General features: G+C 68.1%; 23 protein-coding genes and 2 tRNA genes. 10 read left to right on the plus strand and 15 right to left on the minus strand.

Annotated elements, in window-relative coordinates:
• Positions 1 to 90: 90 nt before the first annotated feature.
• The 4 genes from JNK84_RS07420 to JNK84_RS07435 all read right to left on the minus strand — a co-directional run bounded on the left by JNK84_RS07420 (position 91) and on the right by JNK84_RS07435 (position 2,934).
• Positions 91 to 1,113 (minus strand): amino acid ABC transporter substrate-binding protein, encoded by a 1,023-nt coding sequence (locus tag JNK84_RS07420; RefSeq protein WP_293422268.1) that lies wholly within the window; start codon positions 1,111 to 1,113, stop codon positions 91 to 93.
• A gap of 37 nt (positions 1,114 to 1,150) precedes the next feature.
• Positions 1,151 to 1,783, minus strand: coding sequence for a L,D-transpeptidase (locus JNK84_RS07425; protein ID WP_293422271.1), 633 nt, complete (start codon positions 1,781 to 1,783; stop codon positions 1,151 to 1,153).
• A gap of 17 nt (positions 1,784 to 1,800) precedes the next feature.
• Positions 1,801 to 2,286 carry a hypothetical protein gene (locus JNK84_RS07430; protein ID WP_293422274.1) on the minus strand — a complete coding sequence of 162 codons (486 nt, stop codon included), beginning with the start codon at positions 2,284 to 2,286 and terminating at the stop codon, positions 1,801 to 1,803.
• 381 nt (positions 2,287 to 2,667) lie between these two features.
• Complete coding sequence (locus JNK84_RS07435; RefSeq protein WP_293422277.1) at positions 2,668 to 2,934, minus strand: hypothetical protein; 267 nt, start codon at positions 2,932 to 2,934, stop codon at positions 2,668 to 2,670.
• Positions 2,935 to 3,218: 284 nt separating this feature from the next.
• Here JNK84_RS07435 and JNK84_RS07440 point away from each other — a divergent pair, with 284 nt between their 5' ends.
• Entirely contained in the window at positions 3,219 to 3,662 is a 444-nt protein-coding gene (locus JNK84_RS07440) for a response regulator (protein ID WP_293422280.1), read from the plus strand.
• Between the two features lie 122 nt (positions 3,663 to 3,784).
• Positions 3,785 to 4,129, plus strand: a complete 345-nt coding sequence (locus JNK84_RS07445) for a hypothetical protein (RefSeq protein WP_293422283.1) — start codon at positions 3,785 to 3,787, stop codon at positions 4,127 to 4,129.
• Positions 4,130 to 4,133: 4 nt separating this feature from the next.
• Here JNK84_RS07445 and JNK84_RS07450 read toward each other — a convergent pair.
• Positions 4,134 to 4,207: transfer RNA gene (locus JNK84_RS07450), tRNA-Gln, on the minus strand.
• A 225-nt stretch (positions 4,208 to 4,432) separates the two neighbouring features.
• Between JNK84_RS07450 and JNK84_RS07455 the strand changes: the two genes are divergently transcribed.
• From JNK84_RS07455 to JNK84_RS07480, 6 genes are all read left to right on the plus strand, one after another.
• The gene (locus JNK84_RS07455; RefSeq protein ID WP_293422286.1) at positions 4,433 to 6,058 is read left to right on the plus strand and encodes a long-chain-fatty-acid--CoA ligase; all 1,626 of its coding nucleotides are present in this window, start codon (positions 4,433 to 4,435) and stop codon (positions 6,056 to 6,058) included.
• Between the two features lie 111 nt (positions 6,059 to 6,169).
• Complete coding sequence (locus tag JNK84_RS07460; RefSeq protein WP_293422289.1) at positions 6,170 to 7,543, plus strand: DUF898 family protein; 1,374 nt, start codon at positions 6,170 to 6,172, stop codon at positions 7,541 to 7,543.
• Positions 7,544 to 7,545: 2 nt separating this feature from the next.
• Complete coding sequence (locus tag JNK84_RS07465; protein WP_293422292.1) at positions 7,546 to 8,652, plus strand: M48 family metallopeptidase; 1,107 nt, start codon at positions 7,546 to 7,548, stop codon at positions 8,650 to 8,652.
• Positions 8,653 to 8,701: 49 nt separating this feature from the next.
• Positions 8,702 to 9,490 (plus strand): DUF1499 domain-containing protein, encoded by a 789-nt coding sequence (locus JNK84_RS07470; RefSeq protein ID WP_293422295.1) that lies wholly within the window; start codon positions 8,702 to 8,704, stop codon positions 9,488 to 9,490.
• Between the two features lie 6 nt (positions 9,491 to 9,496).
• Complete coding sequence (locus tag JNK84_RS07475; RefSeq protein ID WP_293422298.1) at positions 9,497 to 10,642, plus strand: M20 family metallopeptidase; 1,146 nt, start codon at positions 9,497 to 9,499, stop codon at positions 10,640 to 10,642.
• A 97-nt stretch (positions 10,643 to 10,739) separates the two neighbouring features.
• Positions 10,740 to 10,934 carry a hypothetical protein gene (locus JNK84_RS07480; RefSeq protein ID WP_293422300.1) on the plus strand — a complete coding sequence of 65 codons (195 nt, stop codon included), beginning with the start codon at positions 10,740 to 10,742 and terminating at the stop codon, positions 10,932 to 10,934.
• A 115-nt stretch (positions 10,935 to 11,049) separates the two neighbouring features.
• Here JNK84_RS07480 and JNK84_RS07485 read toward each other — a convergent pair.
• Positions 11,050 to 11,126, minus strand: a tRNA-Pro gene (locus tag JNK84_RS07485).
• Positions 11,127 to 11,248: 122 nt separating this feature from the next.
• Here JNK84_RS07485 and JNK84_RS07490 point away from each other — a divergent pair.
• The gene (locus tag JNK84_RS07490; RefSeq protein WP_293422303.1) at positions 11,249 to 12,094 is read left to right on the plus strand and encodes a patatin-like phospholipase family protein; all 846 of its coding nucleotides are present in this window, start codon (positions 11,249 to 11,251) and stop codon (positions 12,092 to 12,094) included.
• Here JNK84_RS07490 and JNK84_RS07495 read toward each other — a convergent pair.
• Positions 12,043 to 12,804 carry an HAD family hydrolase gene (locus JNK84_RS07495; RefSeq protein ID WP_293422306.1) on the minus strand — a complete coding sequence of 254 codons (762 nt, stop codon included), beginning with the start codon at positions 12,802 to 12,804 and terminating at the stop codon, positions 12,043 to 12,045. The genes JNK84_RS07490 and JNK84_RS07495 overlap by 52 nt on opposite strands.
• Before the next feature lie 126 nt (positions 12,805 to 12,930).
• Here JNK84_RS07495 and thrC point away from each other — a divergent pair, with 126 nt between their 5' ends.
• Positions 12,931 to 14,343, plus strand: coding sequence for a threonine synthase (gene thrC, locus JNK84_RS07500; RefSeq protein WP_293422309.1), 1,413 nt, complete (start codon positions 12,931 to 12,933; stop codon positions 14,341 to 14,343).
• Positions 14,344 to 14,347: 4 nt separating this feature from the next.
• Here the strand turns inward: thrC and JNK84_RS07505 are convergent, their stop codons facing one another.
• From JNK84_RS07505 to nth, 8 genes are all read right to left on the minus strand, one after another.
• Positions 14,348 to 15,052 carry an ABC transporter ATP-binding protein gene (locus JNK84_RS07505; RefSeq protein ID WP_293423520.1) on the minus strand — a complete coding sequence of 235 codons (705 nt, stop codon included), beginning with the start codon at positions 15,050 to 15,052 and terminating at the stop codon, positions 14,348 to 14,350.
• A gap of 2 nt (positions 15,053 to 15,054) precedes the next feature.
• Positions 15,055 to 15,777 carry an ABC transporter ATP-binding protein gene (locus JNK84_RS07510; RefSeq protein ID WP_293422313.1) on the minus strand — a complete coding sequence of 241 codons (723 nt, stop codon included), beginning with the start codon at positions 15,775 to 15,777 and terminating at the stop codon, positions 15,055 to 15,057.
• Positions 15,774 to 16,793 (minus strand): branched-chain amino acid ABC transporter permease, encoded by a 1,020-nt coding sequence (locus tag JNK84_RS07515; protein ID WP_293422316.1) that lies wholly within the window; start codon positions 16,791 to 16,793, stop codon positions 15,774 to 15,776. The genes JNK84_RS07510 and JNK84_RS07515 overlap by 4 nt, the downstream gene beginning before the upstream one ends.
• A 10-nt stretch (positions 16,794 to 16,803) precedes the next feature.
• Positions 16,804 to 17,673 carry a branched-chain amino acid ABC transporter permease gene (locus JNK84_RS07520; RefSeq protein WP_293422318.1) on the minus strand — a complete coding sequence of 290 codons (870 nt, stop codon included), beginning with the start codon at positions 17,671 to 17,673 and terminating at the stop codon, positions 16,804 to 16,806.
• 87 nt (positions 17,674 to 17,760) lie between these two features.
• On the minus strand, positions 17,761 to 17,904 hold the full coding sequence (locus JNK84_RS07525; RefSeq protein WP_293422321.1) for a hypothetical protein: 144 nt from the start codon (positions 17,902 to 17,904) through the stop codon (positions 17,761 to 17,763).
• Positions 17,904 to 18,146, minus strand: coding sequence for a type II toxin-antitoxin system Phd/YefM family antitoxin (locus tag JNK84_RS07530; RefSeq protein WP_293422324.1), 243 nt, complete (start codon positions 18,144 to 18,146; stop codon positions 17,904 to 17,906). The genes JNK84_RS07525 and JNK84_RS07530 overlap by 1 nt, the downstream gene beginning before the upstream one ends.
• Positions 18,147 to 18,256: 110 nt before the next feature.
• Positions 18,257 to 19,483, minus strand: coding sequence for an ABC transporter substrate-binding protein (locus tag JNK84_RS07535; RefSeq protein WP_293422327.1), 1,227 nt, complete (start codon positions 19,481 to 19,483; stop codon positions 18,257 to 18,259).
• Positions 19,484 to 19,599: 116 nt separating this feature from the next.
• On the minus strand, positions 19,600 to 20,355 hold the full coding sequence (gene nth / locus JNK84_RS07540) for an endonuclease III (RefSeq protein ID WP_293422330.1): 756 nt from the start codon (positions 20,353 to 20,355) through the stop codon (positions 19,600 to 19,602).

Raw genomic sequence — 20,355 nt, forward strand, 5'->3', positions numbered from 1 at the left:
GCCTGTCAGCCGCAGGTTCAAGGGAAGGCTAGCAAAGCGCCCACGGGGGCACAACGCCGCTTCATCGAATGAAACGGCATTTCGCCGACATCAGCGCATGGGCGGCGCGTAGAGGATGCCGCCCATCGACCAGAGCTGGTTCAGGCCGCGGGGAATGCCGAGGCTGGAGCGCGCGCCGACATTGCGCTCGTAGACCTCGGCATAATTGCCGACGGCCCTCACTGCCCGGATGGCGAAGGTGGCGTCCAGCCCGAGCTTGACGCCGAGGTCGCCCTCGGCCCCGACGAAGCGCCGCACGTCGGGCTTGGCCGAGCGCATGGCCTCATCGGCCGTCGCGGCGGAAATGCCGAGCTCCTCGGCGTTGACCAGCGCGAAATTGACCCATTTGACGATGTTGAACCAGTGCAGGTCGTCGGCGCGCGTCACCGGGCCGAGCGGCTCCTTGGAGATAACGTCGGGCAGGATCACAGCCCCGCCGGGCTGGCTCAGCTTCAGCCGCTCGGCGTAGAGGCCGGACTGGTCGGTGGTCATGGCGTCGCAGCGGCCGCCATCGAGCGCCTGCACCACTTCCGCAGCGGTCGGCAGGGTGACGAGTTGCAGCTTCATCGAATTGGCGCGGAAATAGTCGGCGACATTGTCCGCGCTGGTCGTACCTGCCTGTACGCAGACCGTGACGCCATCGAGCTCCAGCGCCGAGGTGATGTTCGGGCGGCGCAGCACCATGAAGCCCTGCCCGTCATGGAAGGTGATGCCCGCGAACATCAGGCCAAGCGCCACCTCGCGCTCCAGCGTCCAGGTCGAATTGCGCGACAGCACGTCGATACGGCCGGCCCTCAGCGCCTCGAAGCGCTCGGTCGCCGAGAGCGGGACATAGGTGACCTTGGCCGGATCACCCAGCACGGCCGCCGCAACGGCCTTGCAGAAGTCGACGTCGAACCCGGCCCAGACGCCCTGTGCGTTGCGGTCGGAGAAGCCGGCCAGTCCCTGGCTGACGCCGCAGTTGAGCGTGCCGCGCGCCTTGACCGCCGCGAGCGTCTGGGCGCTGGCGGCAAAAGCGCCGAGGCCGAGAACGGCGGCAATGGCGAGGAACCCGGCTCTCAGGGCATTCGGCATGGGCGAAATCTCCGGAGGGTTGGATCGCGGCTGCGGTTCAAAGCGCGGCGGCGTGGCGGATGACGACCTTGGTGCCGGCCGGCACGCGCGAATAGAGGTCGATCACGTCGCCATTGGCGAGGCGGAAGCAGCCGGACGACACCGCATGGCCGATCGTCTCGGGTTGATTGGTGCCGTGGATGCGGTAGATGGTCGAGCCGAGATAGAGCGCGCGCGAACCCATCGGATTGCCGGGACCGCCGGCCATGAAGCGCGGCAGGTAGGGCTGGCGCTGGATCATCTCCGGCGGCGGCGTCCAGTCCGGCCATTCCGCCTTGCGCGACACGCGGACGAGGCCGGACCAGGTGAAGCCTTCGCGGCCGACACCGATGCCGTAGCGGAGCGCGCGGTTGTTGCCGAGCACGAGATAGAGGAAGCGCTCCGAGGTATGGATGACCAGCGTGCCCACCGGCTCGTTGGAGCGGAAATAGACAAGCTGCCGGGCGAAGGCTCCCTCGCGGATGATGACCTCCTCGGTGGAGACGCGGCCGGGCTCGTCGCCAATCGCCATGGTCTCGCGCATGGCAGCGGGCGGCGCGGCCTGCGCCAGAGCCGCGCCGGTGGCCATAAGGCTCGCGAAACCTGCCGCGGCGACCAGCGACAGCCGCCGGATCAAGGACGATTGGGTCATGCTGTTCCCTCGAAGCTTCAGGTCCGGCGGGGCGGCGCCGCCGCGGCGCCGCCGGGGCAGCGCACATAGACGAAGGTGCCGTAGCGGGCGTGGACGTCCGGCGCGATGAAGCGCATGACGACGACGTTCTCGGTGAGCGACAGGATCTCGCGGTCCTGGGCATGCGGCGGCGGCGTCTCGAAGCCGAGATAGGTCTTGCCGTCGGAACCGCCCTTCAATGTGAGCTCATAGGCCTTCGGGTCGTCGGCGACGTGCATCATAATGCCGTCAGTCGGGCCGGGCGTGATGACATAAGGCGTGCGGCAGTGCTGGCGGGCCATGGTTTCGGTGCGCGGCCGATCGCGATCCTCGCGATAGCTGGCGATGCCCCAGGAGCCGACCAGCGCTGACACGGGATAGGCGGCGGGCCGGATCTGCGGCCTCTGCGGCTGTGCGACCGGGGCCGGCGTCGAGGCGCAGCCGGCAAGGGCGAAGGTTGCGGCGAGCATCGACAGAACCGTCAAGGGCCGATGGGCCCTCGTGGCGAGACAGGACACGGCGACGCTCCCTCAACTCCCGGCAGTAATTGCAGTGAAGATAAATCCGCGTCGCTTGGCAATGCCGGAACGGGGAGCATCAGGCCGACGGGTTCGCATCGCGAATTTCGCGCGCCGGCGACCGGCGCGTGCACGGAATGAGAAGACAAGCGCCCAGCAACTCCTATCGTGCGCCCGCCCATGCCAGCTCCAATTCCGACCGCGCTGGGCAGGCAGGGATTCCCGATGCAGGTTTCGGCACAGCCGGCGCGCCGCCGCCCGCCAATGCGCGGGTTGCCGGCCATGGCTGGTCTGGCCACCGGCGCCGGCCACGAACAGCGTTGGACTGGAACTGATCCGGGAAGGCCGTCAGCCGAAGAAGGTCAGCGAGCGCTTGGGCACGTTGCGTCCGACGATGCGGCCGGTTTCGAATGCCGCGGCCACGAGACGCGCACGCTGGCGCAGGCCAAGCTCGTAATGCTGCGTCACCACCAGCGCGACCGCGTGGCGCACGCGCCGATCCTCGGCAAGATCGCCCAACTGGAGGCAGGCCGCGTCGAATGCCTTGCGCATGGCGCTGAGGTCGGCGCCGGCATAGATGCCGTCGGCGGAGAGATCGGGATCGAGCCGGTCCATTCGCGCGCTCCCTCAAGTTCCGGGGTTCTTGTGGTTTCGCCCCATTTTCAGACAACTCGTAACACAGCTCGATGCGATCACCAAGTTCCCTGCAAGGGAACCCGCAATGCGCGCGCCGAATGCCTCAGCGTGAGCCGCCCGAATGCTGCAGAAGCTCAAATTGGCGGCCTTTTCTCCCCATTGCCTACGCCCTCCATGCGCCGTAGTCTGGTAACGGCGGCTCGGCTGAAGCCGCCGTTCATGCACAGTCACAGCTTTCCATCCCTGCGATCCGGAGACGGACCATGCGGCAACTGACGCGCCTCATGATCATCGACGATGAACTGCATGACATCGGCTTCATGGTGCAGTTCTTCCAGGAGCGGATCGAAGGCTGCAGTTTCGAGACGTTCTCCTCGGCGGAAGAGGCGCTCGCGCGGCTGCACTTCGAGAGCGAGGACAGCGACAACCCCGTCCTGGCCGAGGATCCCGACATCATCATCCTCGACCTCAAGCTCGGCGCGATGAACGGCTTCGATTTCCTCAAGGTGCTGCGCAAGGACGAACTGACGCGGCACATTCCGGTCATCGTCATTTCTGGCGACAATTCCAGGCAGTCGGTGGATCAGGCCTACGAGATCGGCGCCAACGCGATGTTCCGCAAGCCGGCTTCGCTGGACGGTTATCGAGCGATGATCAGTTCCATCGTCGACTACTGGCAGAAGACCGCGCGTCACGCCGCCGCCTGAACGCGGGCGGCGGCGCGACAGCGCCCGGCCAAGCAATCATTCCGAAATCTTCTCCGGGCAAGGGATGCATTGCGGCCGGCGACGCGATTGCTGTCGCCCGCGACATTGCCCTGGAGAATGCCATGAACCGCCCGCTTCTCGCCGCCCTCGTGATCGCCGCGGCCGCGACGCCTGCGCTCGCCCGGGATGCAGGCTGCCGCATCGAGCAGGCCGGCCGGGTGGTGCTCGATCGGACCTGCGACTTCCAGGCCGAGGGCCGTGACGGCTCGTTCTCGCTTTCCGCACGCGACGGCGGCAGCCTGTTTCCTGGTATCTCGGTCGTCACGCTGTCGGTGATCGAGCCCGGTCTTGCCGAGGTCCGCGGCCTCACGCGCGACGGCATCAATTCGCGCTGGGGCACGGCGCGCCGTTCGGCGCGCGACGGCGCCTGCTGGCAGGGTGACGATTTCAGGATCTGCGCGCGCTAGACGCTGGCTGGGTCGCTAGGATTCGAACCTAGATAGCGGGTACCAAAAACCCGAGTCCTACCGTTAGACGACGACCCAACCGTTCGCCCAAGGGCGACGCGCGGCGGACCATAGCGATGTGCCCGGCAAGGTTCAACGGCCGCCCCGCAACCATCAACGACCTCTTTGACGCCGCGGCGCGGCCTTCGGCCGAACGGCGCAGGCGCGCGCCTGTGGACGCGCAGCGCCCCGCTCGTCTAGCTTGCGGCCCGACAAGGGCTCGCGAACGCGCGCCCGGAGAAACGTAGCATCCGGAGAAACGCCATGCTTGGTCTGATGCAGGACTGGCCGCTGCTGATCCCGAAGATCATCGATCATGCGGGCCTCTATCACGGCAACCGCAAGGTCATCTCGCGCTCCGTCGAGGGGCCGATCGTCGAGACGACCTATTCGGCGATCCGGCGCAACGCCCTGCGTGTCGCCAAGCGCCTGGAAAAGGACGGCATCAGGCTGGGAGACCGGGTCGGCACGGTGGCCTGGAACACCTGGCGTCATCTCGAGGCCTGGTACGGCATCACCGGGCTCGGCGCGGTCTATCACACGCTCAATCCGCGCCTGTTCCCCGAGCAGATCGCCTGGATCGCCAACCATGCGGAAGACCGCATGATGATGCTCGACCTGACCTTCGTGCCGCTGTTTGAAAAGCTGCAGGACAAGCTGCCGCTGGTCGAGCGCTACATCGTGCTCACCGACGCGGCGAACATGCCGCAGACGAGCCTGAAGAACGCGGTCGCCTACGAGAGCTGGCTCGACGAGGTGGACGATGATTTCGCGTGGGGTTCGTTCGACGAGAACACCGCGGCGGGCATGTGCTACACGTCGGGGACGACCGGCAATCCGAAGGGCGTCGTCTATTCGCACCGCTCGAACGTGATCCATTCGCTGGTGGTCAACGGCCCGGACATGTTCGGCATGGCGTCGAAGGACGTGATCCTGCCGGTGGTGCCGATGTTCCATGCCAATGGCTGGTCGCTCGCCTTCACCGCGCCCATGGCCGGGACGACCATGGTCATGCCCGGCCCGAAGATGGACGGCGCCTCCATCTACGAACTGCTCGACACCTACAAGGTGACGCTGTCGGCCGCGGTGCCCACCGTCTGGCTGATGCTGCTCCAGCACATGGAGCAGAACGGGCTGAAGCTGCCGCATCTCAACAAGACGGTGATCGGCGGCTCCGCCTGTCCGCGCGCGGTGACCGAGAAGTTCCGCGACGTCTACGGCGTCGAGGTCCTGCACGCCTGGGGCATGACCGAGATGAGCCCGCTCGGCACGGTCTGCTCGCTGAAGCCCGAAGTCGCGAGCCTGACCGGCGATGCCTGGCTCGACATCAAGGAGACCACCGGGCATCCGCCCTTCGGCGTCGAGATGAAGATCATCGACGACGAGGGCGCCGAGCTCGCACGCGACGGCAAGGCCTTCGGCCGGCTGATGGTGCGCGGCCCCTCGGTCGCCGGCGCCTATTTCAAGGGCGAGGGCGGCCAGATCCTCGACGACAACGGCTTCTTCGATACCGGCGACGTCGCGAGCATCGACCCGAACGGATACATGCGGATCGTCGACCGCTCCAAGGATGTCATCAAGTCCGGTGGCGAGTGGATTTCCTCCATCGATCTGGAGAACCTCGCCGTCGGCCATCCCGATGTCGCCGAGGCAGCGGTCATCGGCATCGTTCATCCCAAGTGGGACGAGCGGCCGCTGCTCGTGGTCGTCCCGAAGGCCGGGAGACAGCCGACCCGTGACAGCCTGCTCGCCTATATGGACGGCAAGATCGCCAAGTGGTGGATGCCGGACGACGTGGTGGTGGTCGACGAGATCCCGCACACCGCCACCGGCAAGATCCAGAAGACGGCGCTGCGCGACCAGTTCAAGGCCTACCGCTTCCCGGGCTGACCTGGACCGCGACGCAACCGTGCGGCGACAGGGCCGTCGCACGGCGGCAACGATGGCACGGCATCAAGGCTGCGGATAAGCTCGCGAACTGCGAGTCAGTCGGAGGCGTTCATGACGGATGCGACCCAGCCAGGTTCCGGTGCCGTGGGTCCGTGGGGCGCGCGCTCGACGGCGGCGGCGGTGGCCGCGGCGGAACAGGCCGCGCGGGCAAGCGTCCCGCCGATCGCGCCCGGCGCCTCGCAGCCGGCGAGCGGCGTCTCAAGGATCGGCTTCACCGGCGCGGGCGGCCAGCTTCTCGGCCTGCTCGTCAAGGGCATGCTGCTGCAGCTGGTCACCCTCGGCATCTACCGCTTCTGGTTCATCACCGACATGCGGCGGTTCTACTGGAGCCATACGCGCGTCGGGCCGGAGGAGATCGCCTATACCGGCCGCGGCCTCGAGCTGTTCAAGGGCTTCCTCGTCGCCCTCGCCATCATCGTGCCGATCCAGGCCGCCGGCTTCTTCGTCGTGCTCGGCCTGCCATCGGCCGAGGTCATCGTCTCTTTCTCGGTGACGATCATCTTCCTGTTCCTCAGCCAGTACGCGGCCTATGCCGGCCGGCGCTACCGGCTGACGCGCACGGCCTTCCGGGGCCTGCGCCTGCGCATGGTCGGCTCCGCCTGGACCTATGCCGCCAAGGCCTTCGGTCTCTGGATTCTCGTCATCCTGTCGCTCGGCCTCGCCTATCCCTGGGTCGCGGCGATCCTGGAGCGCATCAAGATGCGCGACACCTGGTACGGCGACGCGCAGGGCGCCTTCGTCGGCACCGCTGGCACGCTGTTCCGGCGCGGCATCCTGATCTGGGCGCTCGGGTTCGGCCTGCCGCTGCTTATGATCGGCTCGACCATCGCCTCTGTCCCCTATGAAGTGTGGCGCGAGTTCGGCGCGACGATCGCCGCGGGCAATATCGAGCCCGCAGGCCGCCTCGCGGTGGCCATCTACATGCTCATGGGCGCGGTCTTCACCGCGCTGGTGATCCCCATCCTGCTCTTCCCGGCCTTCCAGGCCGTCGTCTTCCGCTGGCGGATGGAAGGCGTCAGGCTGGGCGGCGCGGCGCTCGCCTCCGATTTCAGGATCAGGGCCGCCTACCGCGTCTATCTCCTTGGCGCGCTGGGTCTCATCGGGATCGGCTTCGTCATCGCGCTGATCGTCGGCCTGCTGTTCGGCGGGCTGATCGCGGCCGTGTTCTTCGGCGGCGGGAGCGACTTCGCCTCGCCGGCCAGCGGCATCGTCGGCATCGCCACCATCGCCCTCGCCTACCTCTTCGTCTTCGGCGGCTTCTGGGTCGCCAAGCAGATCCTGATCACGCTCAGGCTCTACCGCGCGCAGGCGCGCTCGGTCTCGGTGATGAACCTAGCCGCGCTCGACAACGTGCGCGCCAACAATGTCGATGCCTCCGCCATGGGCGACAGCCTCGGCGACGCCGTCGACGTGCTGGGCTTCTGACCATGCCGGAAACAGCGGCGATCTATTACGACGGGCTGGTCAGCCGGCGGCAGGCCGTGGAGGTCTCGCTACATCCGGAGGGCCTTGCGATCTTCACGCCGGACGGGCGGCTGGCGACCACCTGGCCCTATGCCGCGATCCGGCGGATCGAGGGCTTTGCCGGCGAGGGCCTTGCCATCACCCGCGTGCCCGAGCCTGGCTCAAAGGCGGAGCCGCGGCTTGAGATCGCCGACCAACGTTTCGCCGCCGATCTCGCGGCCCGTGCGCCGCTGACCCTGACGCAGGGCATGGCGGCGCGGCGGGAGCGGCGCAACGTCGTGCTCTGGGCCATCGCCGCGGCTGCCTCGCTGGTCGGCCTTGCCTATATCGGCCTGCCGGCGATCGCGGGCCGCGTCGCACCGCTGGTTCCCGCCAGCATGGAAGAGCGGCTCGGCGCCGCCATGGATCCGCAGATCCGCCAGCAGTTCGGCAGCTCCGCGCCGCTCAAGACCTGCACCAATCCGGAAGGCGTCGCGGCGCTTGCCGATCTCGCCGGCCGCTACGAGCGCGCAGCCGGGCTGCACGTGCCATTGCGGGTGGTGGTCCTCGACCACCGCATGGTCAACGCCTTCGCCCTGCCCGGCGGCTACGTCTATGTCATGAACGGGCTGATCCAGCGCGCCCGCGGGCCGGACGAGGTGGCGGGCGTGCTCGGCCACGAGATCGGCCACGTGCGCTACCGCCACGGCCTGCAATCGGCGATCCAGTCGGGCGGCCTCGGCTTCCTGCTCGGCACGGTGTTCGGCGACTTCGCGGGCGGCACCGCCGTCGTCCTCGCCTCGCGCGCGCTGATCCAGAGCGCCTTCTCGCGCGATGCCGAACGGCAGGCCGATGCTTTCGGCGTCGATCTGATGCTGAAGGCCGGCGGCAATCCGGAAGGCCTCGCGGGCTTCTTCACCTCGCTCGGGGCCGGCGCTCCCGGCGCGCTGTCGTGGATCACCAGCCACCCGGCCAATGCCGAGCGGGAACGCGCCATTCTGGAGATGGCGCGCGGACGGGCGCGCTCAGCGCCCGCGCTGACGCCGGAACAATGGACAGCCCTCCGGGCGATCTGCCAGAAAACGGAATAGGATCGCCGCCGGGCGGTTCGCACGCGACAATGCCGGTTCCAGCGCCTTCATGAGCCTTTCCCGCCGCGCCTTCGTCGAGCCGACCTCGCGCCTCGCGGTCTGGAGCCTGCGCGTGGTGCTCGTCGGCTGCGCCTGTGGGGCGGTGGCCGTGCTCGCGGCGCGTTCCGACTGGCTCGACGGCGCGCAGGCCGTAACCGCTCTGACCATCGGCCTCGCCGTCGTGGCCCTCGGAATGGTCATGGCCCTCACAGCCGGTACGACGATCTGGTTCACCGGCTATCGCGGCGCGCGCTTCGCTGCTCTCGCGGTGCTCGCCGGCCTCGCGGTCTCCGCCTATCCGGCGACGCTCACGGCCATCGGCTGGACGCTGCCGGCCATCACCGACATCACCACCGATGCGATGGACCCGCCGGCCTTCGAGGTTGTCGCGGCCGTCCGGCCGGCGGGCGCCAATCCGCTGCGCTATCCGGCGGCGCTCGCGCCGGTCCAGCGGCGGCTCTATCCCGAGATCCGGGCGATCGAGGTGGACCTGCCGGCCAGCGACGTCAACGACATCGTCACCGAACTGATCGACGGCCAGCGTTGGCGCATCCTCGACCAGGCCGACTATCGCGGCCCCGGTCGCGACGGCCGTTTCGAGATGGTCACGCGGTCGCTGATCCTTGGCCTCAGGGACGATATCGTGATCCGCATTCGCCACGTGAATGGCAGGTCCCGCATCGACATGCGCTCGGCGGCGCGCTACGGGGCCCAGGATTTCGGCGTCAATGCGCGACGGGTCATCGCCGCGCTGGATGAGATGCGGACGGCCGCGCGGCGCGTCCAGCGGGAGCGATAGGACATCATGAGCCTGAAGGCAGCCACCATTCCCCTCCACGAGGACGAGGTGATCGAGGGCATCCGCCGCTGGGTGACCATCGAGAGCCCGACCTACGACGCCTCCGGCGTCGAAGCGGTGCTGGACGAGGTCGAGAGGGACTTCGAGGGACTGCCTGTCACCTTCGACCGGCGGCCGGGCGTGGACGGCTATGCCGGCATCCTGAAGGTCTCGACCGAGGAGCCGTCGAACGAGAAGTCGATCCTCGTCCTCACCCATATGGACACGGTTCACCCGAAGGGCACGCTGACCGGCCGCCTGCCGTTCCGACGCGACGGCGACAAGCTGTTCGGCCCCGGCCTCTACGACATGAAGGGCGGCGCCTATCTCGCCGTCGCCGGCTATCGCGCTCTGGTGCGGGCCGGCATCGCGCCGGCACGGCCGGTCACCTTCCTGTTCACGCCGGACGAGGAGGTCGGCAGCCCCTCGTCACGCGCGGCGATCGAGGAGGAGGCGTGCAAGGCCGCCTACGTCCTGGTGACCGAGCCCGCCCGCGACGGTGGCAAGATCGTCACCGCGCGCAAGGGCGTCGGCCGGTTCCACCTGGTCACCCACGGCCGGCCGGCCCATGCCGGCGCGCGGCACCAGGACGGCCGCAGCGCGATCCGCGAGATGGCGCACCAGATCCTCGCCGTCGAAGGCATGACCGATTATTCGCGCGGCATCACCACCACGGTCGGTCTGGTCAAGGGCGGCTCGGCCGCCAATGTCACGCCCGAGACCTGCACGGCGGAGATCGACCTGCGCGTGCCCGATCCGATCGTCGGCAAGGAGATGGTCGAGCGCATCCTCGGTCTGACGGCGGTCGATCCGGACGTCGCGGTGCGTGTCGAGGGCGAGATCAACCGCCCCGCCTATCCGAAAACAGCCGATATCGTGAGCATGCTGGAGCGGGCGCAGGCTGTCGCGCGCTCGATCGGCTTCGATCTCGAGGACTGCCCGATGACCGGCGGCGGCTCGGACGGCAATTTCACCGCCGCGCTCGGCGTGCCGACGCTGGACGGCCTCGGCATCGACGGCGCGGGCGCCCACACGCTGGAGGAGCACGGACTGGTGTCGTCGATCCTCCCGCGCGCGCGCCTGCTCGCGGGCCTGATGGAAACGCTCCGCTAACGACGCCGGCAACTCGGCTCGATGCCAGCCGCCCTGGAAACGGGGCAGTAAGGCGCCTGCGGCAACCTGCCCGGATCACTTCCGAGGAGGCGGTTCGATGGCCGAGATGTGCGGGAACTGCAAGAATTTCTTCGAACCGCGCGCCGGCGGCGTCTGCCGTGCGCATCCGCCAGTCGCGCGTGCCGACGGCACGGCGACGTGGCCGGCGGTCTCGCGCAGCGACTGGTGCGGCGAGTACAAGGTCGCGCCGCCGCCGGTGAACCCCGGCATCCGCCGGCTGGCGACGGCCTGAGCGCACGCCGTCAAGGCGTCGAACTGGCGCGGTGCCAGCCCGTCGTTCGGCTTCCATTCAGCATGGTGAAATCTGTTCGCCGAGGCGTCCAACCTGCGCAAATCCATGGGTGCGCTGGTCGGAGTGGCAGGATTTGAACCTGCGACCCCCACGTCCCGAACGTGGTGCGCTACCAGACTGCGCTACACTCCGCCTCGCGAACAGGCCGCGTGTATAGCGGCGGCTTCGGCGGCGCGCAACCCCATCGCGACACCCAATTCACGGCAATAGGCAAGCACTCGACGGCAGCCTCGCCCTCCCCCTAGATTGCTGACATGACGACGCATTCCTTCGACGCCGTCGCCTTTGCCGGGGGCGGCAACCGCTGCTACTGGCAAGGCGGCTTCTGGGACGCGCTGAACGCCGCCCGCCCGCAGAGGCCCGGCCTGGTCGTCGGTGTCTCGGCCGGCGCCTTTCAGGCCTGTTTCTCGCTGATCGGCGAAGGTGACCGCGTCCGCCGCATCGTGATCGATGCCTGCGCCACCATCGAGAAGGAAATGGACTGGCGGCAGGTGCTGAAGGGGCGCTCGCCCTTCGTCGTTGCCGGCCTCTACCGCGACCTGCTGACCGAGATCTTCGGCGAACTGGAGCTGGCTGCGTTGAAAGCCGCGCCCGAAGTGCTGATCCAGCTGACCCATCCGCCGCGCTTCATGCCCGCGCTGGTCGCGGCCTACGCGGCCATCGGCGCCTACCAGATCGAGAAGGTCTGGATGGGGGCGGCCCATTCGCGCGCGGGCCGGCATGTCGGGCTGTTCCCCAGCTGGGTTTCGACCCATGAGGTCGCGGGACCGGCCGATCTCGTCGCCGCGCTGATGGGCACGGCCGCCGTGCCACCCTTCATGCCGGTCGGCGAGGTCAACGGCCGCCCTGCCCTCGATGGCGGGCTGGTCGACAATCCACCTGTGGACAAGATCGCCGAGGTCGAGGCTCGCGGCGGGCATACGCTGGTGCTGACGACGCGGGCGGGGCGGTCCATGGCCGAGGTCGAGAACCGGACCGTGGTGCGCCCCTCGGTGCCCATCCTCACCAGCCGGTTTGCGGTGACCGATGGCGCCGCGATCCGGGCGGCCTATGAACTGGGCGTGAGGGACGGCGAGACCTTCGCAAAGGGGCTTGGCTGAGCCGCAGCGGCGAGACCGTCCAGCCAGCCGCCGAGCTCCATGAAGGAGGGCAGCACGACATCGGCATGCAGGTGGAAATCGTCCGGCACCAGCGGCCCGGACGTCACGCCAACCGCGACGACGCCGGCCGCGCGCGCCGCGTGCATGTCGTGGAGGCTGTCACCGATCATCGCGACTTCATGCGGCCGCATGCCGAAAGCGTCCAGGAAGGCGGTGATCTGGCCGGGCGCGGGCTTGCGGCCATGACCTGAATCCCAGCCGACGATGTAGTCGAAATGGTGATCGATGCCGAGCCGGGCAGTCTGGTGGCGCGCGCCCTTCTCGGAATCGTTGGTGACAACGCCCAGCGTCAGGCCGCGTGCCTTGAGCGCGCCGATGGCGCCGGCGGGGTCGCCGATCGGGGTCAGCCCCGCGAGACCCTCCTCGACGAACAGCGCCTCCATTTCGTCGGTCACGGCCGACGAGAAGGGCAGTTCCAGCGCCTCGGCCCAGAGCGGGCCATAGTCAGCCGCAGAGCCGGCGACCAGCGGCGAGGTCGGATGGAAGCGCATCGCCGCCTCGTCGAAATGCGAGACCGCCATCAGCCGTTCGATGCCGGCGCGGTCGCCCTTCGCCATGCGTAGCATGACGCGGAAGGCGGCAGGGCCCCAGGTGCGGTCGAAGTCGACGAAGGTGCCGTCCTTGTCGAGGAGAATGGCGCGAATGGTCATGGTGGCTTCCTGAAGCCCGGCTGTGACAGGACGATGACCGCCTGTCCAGCTCCCGTGAGACTTGCCTTGGCTGGCCCGCCGGCCTAATCCCCCGGGCAACGACCGACCGGCCCGATGGAGGCTCGCATGCGCTACATCTCCACCCGGGGCGAGGCTCCGGCGCTGAACTTCCCCGACGCCCTGCTCGCCGGCCTCGCGCGCGACGGCGGCCTCTACGTGCCCGAGACGTGGCCGGCCATCGCGCCCGAAGCCATCGCGGCGCTGTCCGGCCAGCCCTATCAGGAAGTGGCGCGGCGGGCGCTCGCGCCCTTCGTGACGGACACAATTCCCGCCGCCGACCTGTCGCGCATGATCGACGAGGCCTATGCGAGCTTCCGCCACCCGGCGGTGACGCCGCTGGTGCAGCTTTCGGCGTCCGAATGGGTGCTGGAGCTGTTCCACGGGCCGACGCTTGCCTTCAAGGACTGCGCGATGCAGCTCCTCGGCCGGCTGATGGACCATGTGTTGAAGGCCCGCGGCCAACGCGCGACCATTGTCGGCGCGACCTCCGGCGACACCGGCGGCGCGGCGATCGAGGCGTTTCGCGGGCTCGATCAGGTCGACGTGGTGATCCTGTTCCCGGACGGCCGGGTGTCCGACGTGCAACGGCGCATGATGACGACGGTGGACGCGCCGAACGTCCATGCCATCGCCATCGACGGCACATTCGACGACTGCCAGGCCATCGTGAAGGCGCTGTTCAACAACCACGCCTTCCGCGACCGCGTGCGCCTGTCCGGCGTCAACTCGATCAACTGGGCGCGCATCGTCGCGCAGGTGGTCTATTACTTCGCCGCCGGCGCCGCGCTCGGCGCGCCGCACCGGGCCGCGCGTTATGTCGTGCCGACCGGCAATTTCGGCGATGTCTTCGCCGGTTATGTCGCCAAGCGCATGGGCCTGCCGATCTCGGAGCTGGTGGTCGCGACCAACGTCAACGACATCCTGGAGCGGACGATCCGCACCGGCCGCTACGAGGTGACCGGAGTGGTGGCGACCTCATCGCCCTCCATGGACATTCAGGTCTCGTCCAATTTCGAGCGGCTGCTGTTCGACGCCCATGGCCGCGATGCCGGCACCGTGCGCCGCCTGATGGCAGGCCTCGCCCAGTCCAAGAGCTTCACCATCGCCAACGATGCGCTCGGCTCCATCCGCGCGGAGTTTGCGGCCTCGCGCGCCGACGAGGCGGAAGTCTCAGGCATGATCCGCGACACGCTGGACAAGGCCGGCTATCTGCTCGATCCGCATACGGCGGTCGGCATGGTGGCCGCGCGCAAGGTCAAGGCCGATCCGGCCGTGCCGACAGTCGTGCTTTCGACCGCCCATCCCGCCAAATTCCCCGATGCGGTGGAAGCCGCCTGCGGCACCCGCCCCGCCCTGCCCGCCTGGCTCGGCGACCTGATGGAGCGGCCGGAGCGCATGGCGCATCTGCCGGCCGACGAGAAGGCTGTCGAGGACTATGTGATGAGCAAGACCCGCGCGGCGGTGGCCGGCGCGGCGTGAGGCTTCACATGCCGAGATAGGCCTTGCGTACCCGGTCGTCGGCGAGCAGTTCCTCGCCGGTGCCGGACAGTGTCATGCGGCCGTTCTCCAGCACGTAGCCGCGGCTGGCGAGCCTGAGCGACACCGCGACGTTCTGCTCGACGAGGACGCAGGTCAGCCCGCCCTCGGCGAGGTCGCGGATGGTGCGCAGTACGTCCTGCACGACGGCCGGCGCAAGGCCGAGCGAGGGCTCGTCGAACATGACCAGTTCCGGTTCGCCCATCAGGCAGCGGCCGATGGCGAGCATCTGCTGCTCGCCGCCGGACAGCGTGCCGGCCGCCTGCCCGGCGCGTTCCAGAAGGCGCGGGAACATGGCGTAGACCCGCTCGATATTGCGGACCTTGTGGCGCCGGGCGCGCGGGATCATCGCGCCCATGGCGAGGTTTTCGGCAACGGTGAGCGTCGGGAAGACCTGCCGGCCTTCCGCCACTTGTCCGATGCCGAGGTCGCAAACCTCGTGGCTCGGCAGGCCCGTGATGTCGCGGTCCTTGAAGCGGATCGTCCCGCGCGCGGGCGCGTGCATGCCCGCGATGGTGCGGATCAGCGAGGTCTTGCCCGCGCCGTTGGCGCCGACGATGGCGACGATGGAGCGCTCCGGCACCTCGAGCGACACCTTGTCGAGAGCCTGCGCGTCGCCGTGGAAGACGTCGATGTCGTGGACGAGCAGCATGGTCACAGAGCCTCCGCCCCGAGATAGCTCTCCAGCACCTTCGGATGCCGCGTCACCTCGTCCGGTGTGCCTTCGGCGATGGTCGCGCCGTGATGGAGCACGTGGATGCGCTGGGCCAGCGCCATGGTCGCGCGCATGACGTGCTCGATCAGAAGGATGGTCACGCCCTCGCGGTTGATGTCCTTGAGGATGGCGACGATGCGGTCGACCTCGGTGGGCCTCAGACCCGCCATGACCTCATCGAGGAGGAGGAGGCGCGGCTCGGTCGCGAGCGCGCGGGCGCATTCGAGCCGCTTGCGGTCGGGCAGGGTCAGCGACTTCGCCTTGGCCTCGCGCCGGTCCCAGAGGTCGAGGCGGCGCAGCACCTCGGCCGCCTGCTTCCGCGCCGCGTCCATGTCGGCAGCGCGCATCATCGCGCCGATGGTGGCGTTCTCCATCACCGTCAGCTCGGGGAAGGGCCGGACGATCTGGAACGTGCGTGCGAGGCCGCGTCGGCACAGCTCGTGCGGCGGCACGCCCGCAGCAGGCGCGCCTGCAAAGGTGATGCTGCCGGCGTCAGGCTTCATCACACCGGCGATCAGGTTGAACAGCGTGGTCTTGCCCGCGCCGTTCGGACCGATGACCGCGAAAATCTCGCCCTCGACCACCGATAGCGAGACATTGTCCACGGCGGTGAGACCGCGAAAGCGCTTGGTCGCGCCCCTGACGTCGAGAAGCGTCTTCACGAGCGCTCCTCCGGAATGCCGAGCTTCTTCTTGAGCCAGGGCCAGATACCGTTCGGCGCAAACCAGATCATCACCATCAGCGCCGCGCCGTAGAAGACGAGATTGACGCCGGGAATGGCGCGGCCGGCGATCTTCTCGACGAGCGCGATGAGCGTCTGGCCGAGCGGGGTCAGGATGAAGGCGCCGAGGATCGGCCCGAACAGCGTGCCGAGGCCGCCGATGATCGGCGCGAGGATCATCTCGATGGACCGCGCAATGTCGAAGCTCTGACTGGGGAACAGGTTGTTCTGGTAGAAGGCGTAGACGACGCCGGCGACCGCCGTCATGGCCGATGAGACGAGCACCGCCGCCATCTTGGCGCGGAACACGTCGATGCCGAGCGCGCGAGCCGCCTCCGGGTCCTCGCGCACCGCGAGCCAGGCATGGCCGAGGCGCGAGCGGCGGAGCGCCGCGCAGATGACGAAGGCCGCCACCATCAGGGCAAGCGCCACGTAGTAGAACAGCAGCGGCCCGCCGCGCAGATTGATGGCCGAGCCGCCGCCCGCCGTGACCGGTATGAAGAACCCGGCGGCGCCGCCGACATAGCTCCAGTTGTCGAAGCCGATGCGCGTCACCTCGGCAAAGGCAATGGTCAGCAGGGCGAAATAGACGCCCTCGATGCCGAAACGGAAGCCGAGCCAGCCGATGGCCGCGCCGAAGGCCATGGCGACAAGCATGGCCGGCACGATGGCGATGGCCGGCGATATCCCGAACTTCACCCACAGCACCGCGCCGACATAGCCGCCGAGGCCGACATAGAGGGCATGGCCGAGCGAGAGCTGGCCGCAGAGCCCCATCATGACGTTCCAGGCCTGCCCGACGGTGGCGAACCAGAAGATCAGGAAGAAAACCGAGAGCAGGTAACGATCGAGAACGGCCGGCGCGACCAGCAGGACGACGACCAGGGCGGCCAGCAGGATGAGTGCGCGGCGGGGCGCTTCATCGACAAGGCGGGCGAGGAGGGTGAAGGGGTTCATGGAGCCGACCTCACGCCCGCCTGCCCAGCAGGCCCTGCGGGCGCAGCGCCAGCACGAGAACCAGCAGCCCGAAGGAGACCATGGTCTTCATCGACGGGGCGATGACCACCGAGGCCATCGCCTCGGCGATGCCGATCAAGAGGCCCCCGACGATGGCACCGGCCATCGAGCCCATGCCGCCGATGATGACGATGGTGAAGGCGAGCAGCGTGAAGGCCGGCGCGATCATCGGCGTCGCGTCGGTCAGCGTCACCATCAGCGCGCCGGCCGCGCCGACGCAGGCAAGGCCAAGGCCGAAAGTGAGCGCATAGAGCTGCTTGACGTTGAGGCCCACGACGGCCGCACCCACCAGATTGTCGGCGCAGGCGCGAATGGCGACCCCGGTCGCGGTGAAGCGGAAGAAGGCGAAGAGCAGCGCCGCCACGGCGAGCGCGGCGATGGCCGCGTAGACACGCACCTTGTCGAGGATGATCGGGCCGATCTCCCAGCTGTCGAACGAATAGGGGAGGTTCGCGCTGCGGGCATCCGGCCCGAAAATCATCAGCGTGCCGTTGACCATGATGATCGCGAGACCCACCAGCAGGATGAACTGCTCGTGTTCGGGGCGCGAGACGAAGGGGTTGATGAGCGTGCGCTGGAGCCCGTAGCCGATGACGAAGAAGGCTGCGGCGATCGGCAGCATCGACAGGAACGGGTCGAGGCCGAACGAGCGAAACAGCACGAAGGCCGCATACATGGCGACCACGGCGAACTCGCCATGCGCGAAATTGACCACGCGCACCACGCCGAAGATCACCGACAGGCCGAGCGCCATCAGGCCATAGACGAGGCCGGTCAGGATGCCCTGGACGAGCACGTTGCCATAAAGCGACCAGAGCATGCCAAGCTTCGCGGGAAAGAGGGGGTCGCTCCGGGAGTTAGCGCGGCAGGGCGGGTTCGGCAACCCGGCGCGCGGCGCGGCAGCCGGTCACGGCGTCGCAGCGAGCAACCGGGTCGGTATGCCGAGCACTGGGCCAGCCTCGGCGAGACGGCGGTCGAGCGTGTAGACGGCCGGCGTCATTGCTTCCTGCGACAGGGCCGCGACGATGAACGACGTGTCGAGATAGACCATCAGTAGCGGTCGCTATCCCGCATGGCTCGCACCAGATCGGCAGCACTTTCCGCCTGCGGCGGCAAACTGTCCGTCAAGGCACGCAGCCGCCCCACATCGACCGGCTTGCGTGGACGGGAAATGGCAGCGAGGCGGGCAACCGGCTTGCCGCGGCGCGTGATATCGACGCTCTCGCCGGCCTCGACGCGATCGACGAGCTCGCTCAGATGGGCTTTGGCGTCCGCCAGATTGACCGTGGCCATACCGCTCTCCTGACCATGTAGATAGTCATATCGCCGATTGACCCTCATTTTTCCAGCGCGACCGCCGGACCGACTCGTAGCGGCCCGGCAGCGTACTGTCGTTCAGGCGTTTAGCTGCGGCCCTGCCAGGCCGGCAGCGGCAGGACCGGCTCGGCCAGCGCCACGTCCTTGGGCAGGACGACGGTCGGCACGCGCTTCAGGTTCTGCACCAAGGCCGAGCCGATATTGGGATTCTGGCCCTTGGCATCGAAGGTGATCGGGCCGCCGATCATGATGTGCTCGGGAAGATTGGTGGCGCGCACCGCCTCCATGAGCTGCGGACCGGCCGTGGTTCCAGCGCGCTTGAAGGCGTCGGCGGCGATCAGCATGCCCTCGAAGGAGAAGCCCGCATTGAAGCTGTCCACCGCGAAGCGGTTGTTCGGGTTCGCCTTGGCGAAGCTCTTCTCGAAAGCCTGCGTCATGTTGGACTTCGGGTTGGCCCAGGGCAGGCCGAACATGACGAAATCCGCCAGCGGGCCGAGGGCCTGATAGAACTCCTCGTCATAGAAGCCGGGCGAGCCGGGCGAGATGATCGCCTTCGGCTGGAAGCGCTGGCGCACCATGTCGCGCACCATCTTGATGGCGTCGGAGGCGCGGGTGACACACATGACGAGGTCGGGATTGAGCGAGCGAATCTTGGTCACCTCGACCGAGAGGTCCTGCGCGCGCGGGTCGTAGGCGATCTTCTCGACCAGTTCGATCGGCAGGTTCACGCGCGGCCAGATGGCGTCCATCGCGCCGCGCTGGGCGGTGCCGAACGTGTCATTGGCGTGCAGGAACACGGCCTTCTCGAACTTGATGCCCTTGGCATCCATCACGTCCTTGATCAGGCGCAGGCCGTTGGTGACGAGCTGGCCGCCGGTCTGGAAGTTGCGGACGAGATACTTGTAGCCCTGCTCGGTGATCTGCGGGGCGGCCGCGACATTGACCACGAAGGGGATCTGGCGCTGCTCGGTGACCTGCGCGATCGCCAGCGTATGACCGGAATCGAAAGCGCCGGTCAGAACATGGCAGCCGTCGTTGATGGCGCGCTCGGCCTGGGTGCGGGCGACGTCGGCATTCGATTCCGTATCGATATGGACGATCTCGACATTGTAGCCGAGCTCCTTGAGCAATTCGGGCGCGGCCAGCACGCCGCGATGCATCGACTGGCCGGCCTGAGCGAAGAAGCCGGAGCGCGGCAGAAGCGAACCGATCTTCAGCGTGCGCGCCTGCGCCCGCGCGATGCCGGGCGCTGCGAGCGTCGCGGCGGCGCCCGCCATGACGGTGCGGCGGGAAAAGGTTGTCGTTGCGATCATTGTCGTCCTCCCTGCCCCCGCCGGGGCTCAGGCCCGACGCGGTATCATCGCGATTTCGGCGGCGATCTTACGCAAATGCGCGCCCGGGGAAAGGCGGGCGCGACGCATGGCCGCTGTCACGCCGCCGTCTTGTGCTCGAAGCGGCAGATGTCGCGGATGATGCAGCGCTGACAGAGCGGCTTGGCCGCCTTGCAGATGTAGCGGCCGTGCAGGATCAGCCAGTGATGGGCGTGCAGGCGGTACTGGTCGGGCACGACCTTCTCCAGCCCGAGTTCCACCGCCAGCGGCGTCTTGCCCGGCGCGAGGCCCGTACGGTTGGCGACGCGGAAGAGATGAGTGTCGACCGCGATGGTCGGAATGCCGAAGGCGATGTTCAGCACGACGTTGGCGGTCTTGCGGCCGACACCGGGCAGCGTTTCCAGCGCCTCGCGGTCTGCGGGCACCTCGCCGCCATAGGCGTCGATCAGCCGCTGCGACAGCGCGATGACGTTCTTCGCCTTGTTCCGGTAGAGGCCAATGGTCTTGATGTAGCCGGTCAGCCCCTCCTCGCCGAGGGCGAGCATCTTTGCCGGCGTGTCGGCGATCTTGAACAGCGGCCGCGTCGCCTTGTTGACGCCGACATCGGTCGCCTGCGCCGACAGGGCCACCGCCACCAGCAGCGTGTAGGCGTTGACGCTTTCGAGTTCGCCTTTCGGCTCGGGATCGACCTGGTGGAAGCGGAAGAAGATCGCCTCCACCTCCTGTGGCGTGAGGCCGTCGCGCTTGCGCCGTTTCGCCGCCACCTTGGCAGCGGCGGCATTGGCCAGCGCCTTGCCCGGCCGCTTGCGCACGGTTTTCGGCTTTGACGGCTTGGCGGTGGTCGCGGGCGGCAT

Source organism: Phreatobacter sp., from assembly GCF_016793595.1.
Taxonomy (GTDB): domain Bacteria; phylum Pseudomonadota; class Alphaproteobacteria; order Rhizobiales; family Phreatobacteraceae; genus Phreatobacter.